General features: G+C 70.1%; 10 protein-coding genes and 1 pseudogene. 6 read left to right on the top strand and 5 right to left on the bottom strand.

What is annotated here, in order from left to right:
- The first annotated feature begins 94 nt into the window (after window positions 1–94).
- Entirely contained in the window at window positions 95–1,195 is a 1,101-nt protein-coding gene (locus OH735_RS37540) for a phosphotransferase enzyme family protein (protein ID WP_406386247.1), read from the top strand.
- Window positions 1,196–1,377: 182 nt separating this feature from the next.
- On the opposite strand, the gene OH735_RS37535 is transcribed toward OH735_RS37540, so the two are convergent.
- The gene (locus OH735_RS37535) at window positions 1,378–1,899 is read right to left on the bottom strand and encodes an NUDIX hydrolase (RefSeq protein ID WP_406386245.1); all 522 of its coding nucleotides are present in this window, start codon (window positions 1,897–1,899) and stop codon (window positions 1,378–1,380) included.
- 450 nt (window positions 1,900–2,349) lie between these two features.
- Here OH735_RS37535 and OH735_RS37530 point away from each other — a divergent pair, with 450 nt between their 5' ends.
- The 3 genes from OH735_RS37530 (at window position 2,350) to OH735_RS37520 (ending at window position 5,843) form a co-directional block, all read left to right on the top strand.
- On the top strand, window positions 2,350–4,290 hold the full coding sequence (locus OH735_RS37530; RefSeq protein ID WP_406386243.1) for an ATP-binding cassette domain-containing protein: 1,941 nt from the start codon (window positions 2,350–2,352) through the stop codon (window positions 4,288–4,290).
- 201 nt (window positions 4,291–4,491) lie between these two features.
- The gene (locus OH735_RS37525; protein ID WP_406386242.1) at window positions 4,492–5,373 is read left to right on the top strand and encodes a phosphotransferase; all 882 of its coding nucleotides are present in this window, start codon (window positions 4,492–4,494) and stop codon (window positions 5,371–5,373) included.
- Window positions 5,370–5,843, top strand: coding sequence for an NUDIX domain-containing protein (locus tag OH735_RS37520; protein ID WP_389120744.1), 474 nt, complete (start codon window positions 5,370–5,372; stop codon window positions 5,841–5,843). The genes OH735_RS37525 and OH735_RS37520 overlap by 4 nt, the downstream gene beginning before the upstream one ends.
- A 360-nt stretch (window positions 5,844–6,203) precedes the next feature.
- On the opposite strand, the pseudogene OH735_RS37515 reads toward OH735_RS37520, so the two are convergent.
- From OH735_RS37515 to OH735_RS37500, 4 genes and pseudogenes are all read right to left on the bottom strand, one after another.
- A pseudogene (locus OH735_RS37515) lies at window positions 6,204–7,493 on the bottom strand (ISL3 family transposase); the annotation flags it as partial.
- A gap of 151 nt (window positions 7,494–7,644) precedes the next feature.
- The gene (locus OH735_RS37510) at window positions 7,645–8,679 is read right to left on the bottom strand and encodes a mannonate dehydratase (RefSeq protein ID WP_406386241.1); all 1,035 of its coding nucleotides are present in this window, start codon (window positions 8,677–8,679) and stop codon (window positions 7,645–7,647) included.
- Window positions 8,676–9,527 carry a fumarylacetoacetate hydrolase family protein gene (locus tag OH735_RS37505; RefSeq protein WP_406386240.1) on the bottom strand — a complete coding sequence of 284 codons (852 nt, stop codon included), beginning with the start codon at window positions 9,525–9,527 and terminating at the stop codon, window positions 8,676–8,678. The genes OH735_RS37510 and OH735_RS37505 overlap by 4 nt, the downstream gene beginning before the upstream one ends.
- Window positions 9,528–9,612: 85 nt before the next feature.
- Window positions 9,613–10,332 (bottom strand): GntR family transcriptional regulator, encoded by a 720-nt coding sequence (locus OH735_RS37500; protein ID WP_406386239.1) that lies wholly within the window; start codon window positions 10,330–10,332, stop codon window positions 9,613–9,615.
- A gap of 140 nt (window positions 10,333–10,472) precedes the next feature.
- Between OH735_RS37500 and OH735_RS37495 the strand changes: the two genes are divergently transcribed.
- Together OH735_RS37495 and OH735_RS37490 are read left to right on the top strand one after the other, a co-directional pair.
- Complete coding sequence (locus tag OH735_RS37495) at window positions 10,473–11,252, top strand: ATP-binding cassette domain-containing protein (protein WP_406386914.1); 780 nt, start codon at window positions 10,473–10,475, stop codon at window positions 11,250–11,252.
- Window positions 11,249–12,304, top strand: coding sequence for an ABC transporter permease (locus tag OH735_RS37490; protein ID WP_406386238.1), 1,056 nt, complete (start codon window positions 11,249–11,251; stop codon window positions 12,302–12,304). The genes OH735_RS37495 and OH735_RS37490 overlap by 4 nt, the downstream gene beginning before the upstream one ends.
- Window positions 12,305–12,342 lie beyond the last annotated feature (38 nt).

Below are 12,342 nucleotides of genomic sequence, written 5' to 3'. Positions count from 1 at the left end.
GGCGGCCAGGTCCTGCCCGCGTCCTGATCGACCCGGCCACCTGGCGCCCGCTCATCATCTGACCGCTATCGCTGTGCGCTTCGACGAGGAGACCATGTCCACCGCATCTCACCAGCCCGCCCCCAAGCCTGTCGCCGCGCCTTCCACACCCGGCCGCACCGCGGAGGGGGAGCAGATCATGGCGGTCGCGGACACGCTGGTGCTCGGGTACGGGCTGCACCCGGCAGAAATAACGCGAATCCCGGAGGGCACCGCGACGGACAATTACGCGATCGTGGACCAAACGGGCCAACGGCACTTCGCCAAGGTCTACCGCACTCGGGAACACTTGGATCTGGAGCGGGCGTCGGTCGAACTGTCCGAGTACGCGGCCGACGGAGGTGTCGCGACCGCGCGGGCAATCCGCACGCGCGAGCACGAACTCATCGAGACCCACGGCCGCCTGCCGATGTCCCTGTGGTCGTACGTGCCGCACACCGAGACGGCCGAGGGCAACCTGGCGGGTGCACGGTGGGCAGCGGTCGGTACGGCGATGGGCCGCCTCCACAGCCGGCTCGCCGCTCATCCCGCCGCCGCACCCATCTTGGAACCTGGTGCCGCGGTGTGCGATGTGGCCGCCTCGCGGGACCGCTTCGAGCGCCTGATTCATGCGTACCTGAACAGGCCCGGGCTTGGGGAGTTCGAGACGTGGGCGTTGCAGGCGGCGCGTGAGCGACAAGCCATCTTGGGGGACGTCGAGCGCACCCTCGCTTCGCTTCCACAGCTGACCGTCCAGGTCCTGCACGGCGACATGGCTGGCCCCAACGTTCTGTTCAAGAACAACGAGGTAGCCGCGATCGTGGACTTCCGACCGCCAACACCCGGGTACCTCGCCTGGGAGATCGCACGTCTTGGCTGCGACCCCAAGAGCGTGCTGGACAACAGTGCGGAGAGCTGGCTCACCGGATACACCGATCTCACCCTGGCCTACCGGGACGCCAACCCGAAGGCGTCCGCGGACGACCTCTTGTTCTCGCTTCGTGTCGGCTGTGCAGCCATGCTCTGCTCGGCCTTTCCGCTGTCGGTACCAGTGGAACGACCGCACATCGTCGACGCCGCACTTGAGGCCTACGGGCGGGTGCGGCACGAGGCAGCTCTGATGCTGCTGGACCGGCTACCTGTCTTGGAGGAGGCCCTGCGTGACACTCTTCGCTGAGTTCATGACCCCCATGGCCGGCGTAACTCACGCAAGCCGCAACCCCGGACAGCGAACTCGCCTATCCGGGCCTGCTGTAGCAGCAGGCCACTCAGGGCCGGCCGAGGGCGCGGAGGCCGGCGCGCCGAGCTCGGGGTGGAGCCGGGCGGCGGCCGCGGTAGGTCAGGAGAACGGGGCGGCGATCATCTGGTGAGCTGGTCCACCCGAAGCAGGTCGTCGGGGCTGATGTGGATCGCGGCGATGTTGGCGAGCCACTGCATCCACACCGGCTCGATGCCGGGCGCGGCCTCGAACTCGGCGTCTGTGATGCGTTCCTGGGCGTAGGCGACCGTCCGGTCTGCCAACTCCTGTAGAGCGTCGGGAGCGATCCAGCGGACGTTCTTCGTCTCGCGGGCACTCGGGGTGAGGTCGCCGGTGACGGTGGCCTGGTAGACGGTCCAGTCGTGGCCGGTGACGCGTGCGCCGGGAAGGCGGCGGCATCGGTTGTCCCGCCAGGAGCCGGTGACGTGGGTGAGGCCGGTAACGGTGAGGCCGAGCTCTTCCTCGACCTCGGCGCGGCCCGCGTCCTCGGCGGTCCCGTGGTCGTCGATGTGGCCGGCAGTAGGTGCCGTGCCGGGAGGGAAGGTGGCGCGGTCGAACATCAGGTAGCGGCCCTGGTGATCGGTGATGACGATGCCGACCGAGGTGTTGTCGCAGGTCTTCATGGTCGCGTTCCTGGTGGGTGCTGGAGGTCAGGCGGCGGAGCGGTCCTCCCGCGCCAGGCTAGTCGCGGGAACAAGGGCGAAGGACGGGGTCGGGACGGCGTGTGGTCCGCAAAGTGGTCGCAGCATCTGGGGGGAGACGACCTCCTGAAGGAACGTCTCCTGGATGAACTGCACCTCCGCCCGCAGCAGAAGCCCCGCACTCTACAAGTCCGCCCGACCCCCGCACGCACCAACGCGCCCTCTGGCGTACGGCGCTTGGGAACCTCGGCGATTCGGCCAACCGCCCTTGGTGGTAGTGCCGTTGCAGGAGCTGGGTCGGTGCAGTTTCCACGGTTCCTCGAACGCTCCATCCCGGGACTTCAGGACCGACCGAAAAACGTGTGTTCGATATCGGGGGTTGCGTCGTTGAGCCTCGCGAACCAGCCGTGACCGACCGACAGGGGGATCGACTTGACCTCGGGCAGCACAGCAGCACAACCGAGCACGGACGAAGCGGAGGGAACTCCACCGGATAGCGGGAGCACGGCGCAGGAGGAGGAGTTCCAGTACCGGGACGAGTCCCGGCTCCAGGCCGGCGCGCAGATGACGACGACCACGATGGCGCGGCGTCTGCCCGTGCTGGTGCGCCGGTCGTTGCGGATGGCGTGGCAGGTGGACCGGGGCGCGACGGCCGGGCTGCTCGCGTGCCAGATCGGCACCGGTGTGCTGGCCGCACTGGGCCTGTTCGCCGTCACTGGCACCCTCACCGCGCTGATCTCCTCCGGCGACATCACCGACCGGCTGCGGGAGGCGGCTCCGCAGCTGGCCGTCATCGCCGGGGCCGCCGGGCTGCGCGCCCTGCTGGGGGTCACGGTGACCTGGCTGACGGGGCGGCTGCGGCCGGTGCTCGCCCGGGCCGCGGAGGTCAGCATGGTCGAGGCGGCTCTCGGCGCGGAGGCCGCGGCGAACAACAAGCCGGGGTACAACGACCAGTACGACATTGCCGACCGCGGCGCGCAGGTCACTCCCGACCTCGTGGAGGAAGCCCAGGACGTGCTGGCCGCCACGGCGACCCTCGCCGCCGGCGCGACGGTCCTCACCGTGATCCATCCGGTTCTGTTGCCTCTGCTTCTCCTGGCGTGCCTGCCGCAGGCCGCCGCGTACGTGCGCGCAGCCCGCGTGGTGTATCTCGCGAGCCTGGAGACATCGGGGCGCCGGCGGATGCTGCACAAGCTGCGCTGGCACATGTCCTACATGGAGTCCAGCGAGGAGATGCGGGCCTGCCTGGCCGGCCCGTTCCTCCTCGGCCGCTACCGGCGCCTGGCCGCCTCCGTCAACGTCTCCGAGCGCGAGGCCGCGAACACCGGGGCCTGGATGGGCCTGGCCGGTGCGGCGGCCGGCGGAGTCGCCTCGGCGGCGGTCTGGGCGACCCTGCTGTGGCTCCTGGTCTCCGGCCGGATGGACCTGGCGGCCGGCGGCGGCGCGGTCTTCGCCCTGCAGACGGCGACCGGCTCCGTACGCGGCATCATCAACGGCGGGGCCCGGCTGGTGCGCACCGGCTGGTACGTGCAGGACTGGCAGAACTTCATCGACAACGCGCACGGGCAGGCGATGGTGGCCTCGCGTGGCTCCGAGGTACTGCCGGCGCCGCCGGAACGATTCGAGGTCCGCGACGTCACCTACCGGTACGACGGTGCGGAGAAGGACAGCCTGGCCGGGGTGTCGCTGAAGGTACGGCGCGGGGAGATCGTGGCGCTGGTCGGGGAGAACGGGTCGGGGAAGACGACGCTGTCCCGGCTGATCTGCGGGCTGCTGCTGCCGACCTCCGGGGAAGTGGCCTGGGACCACACGACCACCGCGCGGCTGGAGCCGTGGGAGGCGTGGAAGCACGTAGCGGTAGCACCGCAGCGGTTCACCTACCTGCCGCTGACGCTGCGCGACAACGTCACCCTGGGGCAGGGCGACACCAGTGACGCCGCGCTCATGGCGGCCTGCGAGGCGTCCGGAGCCGCGGACATGCTGCCCGCCCTCCGTTCCGGCCTCGACACCCTCCTGACCAGCGAATGGTTCGGCGGCCACCAGCTGTCCGGCGGACAGTGGCAACGCGTCATCCTGACCAGGGCATTTCACCGGAAGGCCAGCCTGTTGGTGATGGATGAGCCCACGGCCGCGCTCGACGCCCGGGCGGAGCACCACGTCTTCACCGGCCTGCGGGACCTGGCCAAGGACCGCGCCATCCTTCTGATCACGCACCGCCTCGCCAATGTCGCTGTGGCCGACCGGATCGTCGTTCTCGACCAGGGCCACCTGGTCCAGGAGGGGACGTACGCGCAGCTCACCCGCGAGCCCGGGCTCTTTCGGACCCTGTGGGAACTGGAGCAGCGCACCGGCGGTGCGCCCGGTCCCGCCTGAGCCCCCGCCGCAGTTCTGAGCCGACACCGGCCGGCACCGGCCGGGGTCCGTCGATCCGCCGACCTGACTGGCCGATCCGGCGCCCCGACGACCAACGCGACCGACACCCCCGGAAGGAACCGTGTTCCCTGACCGCACCGAACCTGATGGCGGTGTGCCCTGCCGCTCCGCCGTCCCGCGCCCGGGCGCGAGGTGTGCCGGATGAGCTCGACGAAGCCGCTGCCCGCGGCCCTGAAGCGTTGGGCGGAACAACGGATCGGCCCCGTCGTGTCCGTCCGAGACGCCTCGCACGACTGGGACCGCTCCCGGGTGTGGGACCTGGAGGGCGAACGCGGGGTTCACCACTACCTGAAGGTCTCGCCCTCGGTGAAGTTCTTCACCCGTGAGAGCCGGGCATACCGTCATATCGTCCCCGCCCTCGGACACACCCGGGCGCCCCACCTCATCGACAGCCGCGCCCAGGACCTGGTCCTGCTGCTCACCGCGGTCCCCGGCGCCCCGGCGAAGGAACTCGGCTTGGGCGCCGTCGAGTGGCGGACCGTGCACCAGCAGGCCGGAGCGCTCTGCGCCCGGCTCCACGAGGCGGGAGAGCTCGACCGCGGCGACCGGGTGGAGGCCGAAGCCTCTTTGTCCGCCGCCGCTGACGGAGCGGAGAAGTACCTGGCTCGCGCCGGGGACCGGCTCAACCAGGACGAGCAGCATCTGATCCGGGACCACGCTGCCCGTCTTCGCCGCGCTGGCCCGGTGCCCGTCGGCTACATCCATGGCGACAACCAGCCGAGGAACTGGCTGTGGTCCCAGCACGTCGCCCTCGTCGACTTCGAACGCACCCGGCCGGCCGCCCGCGTCCAGGACTTCGTCATCCTCGCGACCACCCAGTGGGCCGACCATCCGGACCGCGAGAAGGCGTTCCTCCGGTCCTACGGGCGGGAGTTGTCCGACGCTGAGCGGCACGCGCTGCGCTGCCTGACCGCGCTGGACGCGGTCAACTGCCTGGCCTGGGGCCCGGACAACGGTGACGCCGAGGTCACTGCCCGGGGCCGGCGGACCCTGGACAGGCTCATGAGGGAGGACCGGCCGTGAGCGCCGTCCACCGGAGTATCGGGAACGTCATGGTCCTGCTCCAGCGTCCTGGCGACGGCCGGGTCCTGACCGTCCGGCACCAGGCGACGTCGTGGCACTCCCCCGGGATGCTCACGGTCGTCGGAGGACGCCTTGAGGACGGCGAGTTCCTCGACGAGGGAGCGGCGCGCGAGCTCGCCGAGGAAGTCGGCATCCACATCAGCCCGGACCGCCTGCGGTTCTGCCAGCTGCTCCACTTCCACGCGGCGGACGGTGAGCGGGTGATCGGCGCCGCCTTCACGGTGCGGGAGTGGGAGGGCACCCCGTACAACCGCGAGCCGGGCACGCACACCGAGCTGGTGTGGGTCGACCCCGCCGCCCCGCCGCCCGACTGCCACCCCTTCACCCACACGGTCCTCACCCACTTCTCCACCGGCCGGCTCTACGCCAACGTGATCGCCCCGGAACTGCTGGGCGGTGAGGCCGGGTGACGACCTCCACCCAGACGGCCAAGGCCGCGACGGTCACCTCCCCGGATCTGCGCCGCTTGGTCGCCAGCGAATGCGCGAGCCTGTCCGGATCCGCGGTCAGCACCGTCGCCCTCCCCACCCTGGCCGTACTGGAACTCCACGCCTCCACCACCCAGATCGCCGCGCTCGCCTTCCTCGGCCAACTGCCGAACGCCGTTGTGGCGCTCCCGGCCGGCGCCCTCTCCGACCGCTACGCCAAGCGCCCCACAGGTGAGGTCGGCAGCACCGGCGGATTCGTGGCCGGCCTTCAGCTCGGGCCCGGGCTTATGGGATCTTCCGGCTGTGGCGTGTCCGGCGGAGGTGCTCGGGGCCGAGGTGGCGGGTGTGCTTGTCGTCGTTGGCCTGGGCCGGGGCCAGGAGCGCGGCGAACTCGCCGGTGAGCCGGGCGAGTGCGGTCATCTCCGGGCACGCTGCGGTGAGGAGGCCGAGCAGGTCGGTGTCTCTGGTCCACAGGTGCTCGGGGTGGGTGAGCAGGAGCCGGGCGAGGCGGCGGGGGGTCGTCACAGGACGGTCGCCTTCGGCGCGGCCCTGATTGAGGTAGCGGACCAGCAGGTTGGCGCTGCCGGTATAGCCCAGTTCCCTGATCTCGTGCAGGAGGTGCGTGACGGGAACAGCCGGGTTGTCGGACCGGCGCCGGCGCAGGTGGTCGCGGTAGGGGTCGACCAGGGTGGGCCGGTAGCGGGGGGCGATGCGATCTGCGGGCGGTTCGGGGATGCGGGCGTAGCGCTTGACGGTGTTCAGGGCGAGGTTCAGTCTGCGGGAGCAGTCGAGCAGGCCGACGCCGGAGTCGAGGAGGGCGTGGACTTTGTGCCAGCGCTCGCGGGTGGTCTGCTCGCGGACGCCGCCGGGCCGGGGCGGGTTGACGGCGGCCCAGCAGGGAGCGTGGGCGCGGACCTCGGCCAGGACTTTGCCGCACAGGTTCCGCCACAGATGCCAGCGGTCGCTGACCTGCACCGCGTCAGGCAGGGCCCGGCGGATCGCCTCGGCGTAGGTGGCCGAGCCGTCCCGGCACACGACTTCGATCCCTTTCTTCCCTCGCAGCCATGCCTCCAATGTGGCGGCTTCGCGGTCGGGCAGGACATCGAGGCGCTCGCCTGTTTCGGCGTCGATGACGATCGTGGCGTAGCGGTGACGGCGGCGCAGGGCGAAGTCATCGACCCCGATCACCCGCGGGATCCGCACCGCCGGCGGGGGGATTCCCCGCAGCACCCGCAGGGCGGTGGCGAACGAGACGGGCACGGCCAGTATCCGGGTGAGCCGGGCGGCCGCCCGGCCGCATAACTCCTTGACCACCCCCGAGACCTGGCTGGTCAGACGCGTGGTCCGGCGCTGAAGGCGCTCGATCAGCCCAGGGACCTGCTCGCGGAAGGTCTGCCGCCGGCAGCCCAGGACTGGGCAGACCAGACGTCGTACCCGGACATTGACCACGACCCGGCGGCCATCGACCGGCACATCCGCAACCGTCCGGACGTGGTATCCGTGCACCTTCCCCGTCGGTACCCCGCACATCGGGCAGGGAAAGGGAACATCCCTGGTCCGGGCCAAGACCCGGATCACCTCGTCGTCGTCCGCCACATCATCGATGACCAGTGCCGATAGCCCTGAAAACACCGTTGCCACAAGGGAGTTGGCATCTCGCATACAACGTCAACGACGCTCGTTACCTGCCGTCACCACCGACTACGGAACAGAGCCGAACGTTTTACAGTCCCCCAGAACCCGCCCGACACCCGTGATCAGAATTCATGCGGTGGATCGAGGGTCAGTCGAGGCCGAGGGCGTTGAGGACGCCCTGGAGATAGCCGATCGCGTGGGCGCGGCCGCGGCTGCAGTAGGCGTCGGAGGAAATGTCGAGCCAGGTGTCGGGGTCGCCGACCATGGCCGGCACATGGTCGTCGATGATGAAGCCGTCGAATCCCACGTTGTGGAGGCGGCGTATGACACGGGCGGGGTGGTAGTTGCCCTCGCCGAGGAAGCACTCACGGAAGGACGGGACGGTTCCCTGGACGTCCCGGAAATGGACGTAGAAGATCCCGCCGAGCGGACCGAGCGTGTCGATGACTTCGTTGACGGCGTCCTCGCCGCCCATCTCGGAGACCGTGCCGAGGCAGAAGTCCAGTCCCCAGGCCGCGCTTCCCTTTGCCTGCTCGCGCGCTGCTGCCAGCGAGGCCGGCGAGTTGAAGATGCGCGCCGCGCCGCCCAGCGGCTCGTCCACCGGCGGGTCGTCCGGGTGCAGTGCCAGTCGCACCCCGGCTTCCTCGGCGACGGGCAGGACGGCGTCGAGGAAGTATTGGTGGTTGGCCCACATCTGCTCGGCCGTGATCGGCTCGGACAGCAGCGCGGTGGGCGAGAGCCGGTAGGAGGCGAGCGCGTTGCCGGCGCCGATGTCGGCCAGGTCGAAGGAGGTGACCTTGGCGCCGCCGCGGCCGGCCACGTCCATGTCGGTGCGCCACACGAACGTCGGCAGCCAGTTGTAGCCGAGCGTGTCTATGCCGACCGTGCCCATGTTCCGGATGGTCGTGCGGTAGTTCTCGATCTGTTCGTCCCGCCCGGGAAGGCCCCGCTGGACTTTCCAGAAGTGGGCCAGGGGGACGTTCTCCAGGCCGTCGATCCGCAGCCCGTCGGCGTCGCAGCGCTCGCGAAGCGCCCGCAGCTCCTCCAGGCTCCAGTAACCCGTCTCCCCAGGCAGCAGGTTGGGGGTGTGGAGCTGGACTCCGGTGAGCCCGAGCTGATGGGCGAAGGTCGCCGTCCTGTCGTCGTAGACGTCGATGTGACCGAGGGAGAGCCTCAGCGTCATGCTCGTACCGCTTTCTGGGTCTGCCGGCCGAGGCCGTCGATTTCGACCTCGACGAGGTCGCCTTCGGTGAGATAGGGGAACCGGCCGGAGAGCGCGACACCCTCGGGGGTGCCGGTGTTGACGATGTCGCCGGGCTCCAGGACCGTGACCTGGCTGAGCAGGTGGATCAGCGTGGCGACATCGAAGATCATGTCCGACGTCGAGGAGGACTGCCGGGGCTCGCCGTTGACCCAGGACCGCAGCCCGAGCGCCTGGGGGTCGGGGACCTCGTCGGGCGTCAGCAGCCAGGGGCCCAACGGGTTGAACGTCTCGCAGCTCTTGCCCTTGGACCACTGGCCACCGCTGGTCTCCAGCTGGAGCCGGCGCTCCGAGACGTCGTTGGAGACGGTGTATCCCCCGATGCAGGCGAGCGCCTGCTCGGGTGACTCCAGGTAGCGGGCCTTGCGGCCGATCACGACGGCGAGTTCCACCTCCCAGTCGGTCCGGTCCGATCCGCGCGGGAGCAGGAGGTCGTCGTACGGGCCGACGACAGTGTTGGGTGCCTTGTAGAACACCACCGGGTGCTCCGGCGGAGGCGATCCGGACTCGGCGGCGTGGGCGGCGTAGTTCAGGCCGACGCACAGCACGACGCCGGGGCGCGCCACGGGCGGGCCGATGCGCAGGCCAGTGACATCGAAGGGCGGCAGGGCGCCAACCGCGAGCGCGGCGCGGGCGCGTTCCACGCCGCCGCTGCCGAGGAAGGCGCCGTCGATGTCGGCGGTGACGGAGCGCAGGTCGTGGTACTCGCCGTCCGCGGTGGCCACGACAGGCGTCTCGGCGCCGGGCGGGCCGATGCGCAGGAATCTCATGATGTCCTTTCCGCAGGGAAGGAAAGGCCGGCCCCGTGCGGAGCCCGCCGTCGGCGGCCGGCGTCGTCGGTCGGGCCTGTCCGGCTCATCCGGCGAAGTACCCGGGGTAGTGGGCCTGGAGTCCTGGGGCGGTCTCCAGCACCCTGCGGGCGTGCCTGCTGATGTGGGCGTGGCCGTGTACCGCGTCGCCGGACTCCAGCGCGTCCACGATCGCCGTGTGCTCGTCGATGAGGACCCGCACCGTCTCGGGGTCGGGCAGGCTGAGCCGCCGGAACCGGTCCAGGTGCATCTTCATCGGCTGCATCAGTTGCCAGGCGCCCGGATAGCCACTCATCTCGAAGATCTGCCGGTGGAGCGCCTCGTCGGCGGCGAAGAAACCGCCGAGGTCGTGGGCCTCGTGACAGCGTTCCTGCTCGGCGAGAAGGGTGCGCAGCCCGGTGACGTCCCGCTCCGGCTTCTCGCAAGCCGCGGCGAACGCGGCCAGTTCCAGACTCTCGCGGACGAAGCGCGCCTGCTCCACGTCGTGCAGCCGGATCGGCTCCACCCGCGTGCCCACCTGGGGCACGACCGACACCAGACCGCCATCCACCAGCCGCGCGATAGCCTCACGCAGCGGCGTGCGGCTGACCTGCAATTGCTCAGCCAGATCCGTCTCCGACAACGACGCACCCGGCTCGATCCGCAGATCACGAATGGCCGCGGCCAACTCCTCATACACCCGGTCAGAGGTGCGCTGGCGGACACGTAGCCGCCCCACCGATGCGAGGGCCGGCGGGCCGCCTGGAAGGTTTCGATCCGATTTCACGACATGATCCTTGCATACTGAAGAACTTGTATGCAAGCATCCCGGTTACCGCCAGGCGGTCTCCGGGTTACAAGCGGACGCACCTGGAGCTTCTTGCGGAGAGCAGCTGAGTCGCCAATGAGAGAGGAAGACTCGTGCTGATGCATCCATCGAATACGGCATCGCCCCCCGGCCCCTCCGGTCCGGACGTCCCCGTGCTCTCGGCCACCGGGATCTCCAAGCGCTTCGGCCACGTCACGGCACTGACCGACGTGTCCCTGGAGGTGGCCCCCGGCGAGGTCGTGGCCCTGATGGGCGACAACGGCGCGGGCAAGTCCACGCTGATCAAGATCCTGTCGGGCACCCTCGCTCCGGACAGCGGCGAGTTGCGCGTACGCGGCGAACAGGTCCACTTCGCCAACCCCTCGGACGCCCGCGCCGCCGGCGTCGAGACCGTCTACCAGGACCTCGCGCTGGCCGACGACCTGTCCGCCCCCGCCAACCTGTTCCTGGGCCGTGAGCGCCGCAAGCCGGGACTGCTGGGCCGGCTGGGCGTCCTCGACAACAAGCGCGTTCCGGACTATCAGGCTCCGGTGCGGATGTTCTCCGGCGGCCAGCGCCAGACCGTGGCGATCGCCCGGGCCGGGATCTGGGCCCGCGAGGTGGTCATCATGGACGAGCCCACCGCCGCGCTGGGCCTCGTCCAGACCGAGCAGGTCGCCCAGCTGATCAAGCGCACCCGGGACCGGGGCATCGCCGTCATCGTCATCAGCCACAGCGTGCCGTTCGTGACTGACGTGGCCGACCGCATCGTCGTGCTCCGTCTGGGCTCCACCGCCGCGACGCTGTCGCCCGCCACCACCTCGCACGACGAGATCGTCGCCGCCATCACAGGCGCGGCGACCAGAACCCCGACCGACCCGCAGGGAAGCACGCCATGACTCCCCATCCCCCCATCCCCACGGTCGGCGCGGACGTGTCCGGTCCGGACAGCGCGAACCACGTGCGCCGCGCAGCCGCCGCGCTGACAGGCAACTGGGTTTTCCTAGCGCTGGTCGTCCTCGTTGTGGCCTTCTCGATTCAGGCCGGTGGAACGTTCCTCAACGCGGACAACTTCCGCAACATCCTGTTCAACGCCTCCGGGACGATCCTGCTGGCCGTCGGCACCGCCTATCTGATCATCGGCGGCCAGCTCGACCTGTCCATCGGATCCGTGCTGGTCTTCAGCCAGGTGATCGCCGCCAAGACGATCGTCGCGGTCAGCGGGTCTGCGGAAAGCGGCTACCCCAACGCCGGTGCCGCCATCACGCTCGGCATCGCCGTTGCCGTGGCCGTCGGCGCGGCGTGGGGCCTGCTCAACGGCGTCCTCGTCACCCGGCTGAAGATCCCGTCGTTCATCATCACGCTCGGCACCCTCGGCATGGGCCTCGGCCTGGCACAGGTCATCACCAAGGGCACCGACGTCACCGGGCTGCCGCCACAGATGGTCACCGGCATCGGCATGCGCCAGGTGCTCGGGCTGCCGCTGCCTGTGTGGATCGCCGCCGCCGTGGCCGTCGTGGCCGGCCTCGTCCTTGCCAGGACGCAGTTCGGCCGGTACACCTACGCCATCGGCTCCAACGCCGAAGGCGCCCGCCGCAGCGGCATCAAGGTGACCCGCCATCAGGTCGTGCTCTTCACCATGATGGGCGCCCTCGCGGGCCTGGCCGCCGTCCTGGACGTCGCCCGGTACACCACCACCCAGGTCAGCGGCCACAGTGCCGACAACCTCGTCGCCATCGCCGCCGTCATCATCGGCGGGGCCAGCCTCTTCGGCGGCCGCGGCACCATCTTCGGCGCCGCGGTCGGCGTCATGATCCCGGCCGTGCTCAACAACGGACTGGTCATCGTCAACGTCCAGCCGTTCTGGCAGACGGTGGCCATCGGCGCGATCCTCATCGTCGCGGTCGCCGTCGACGACATCAAACGCCGTCAGCAACTGCGCGCGTCCTGACCTCCCTCGCACCAGCCCGGACCTCCCCCGCACAGACG

This window comes from Streptomyces sp. NBC_01618 (assembly GCF_045209435.1).
GTDB lineage: Bacteria > Actinomycetota > Actinomycetes > Streptomycetales > Streptomycetaceae > Streptomyces.
Note: the sequence above shows the minus strand (reverse complement) of the source record. Positions and strands in the feature narration are given on the sequence as shown.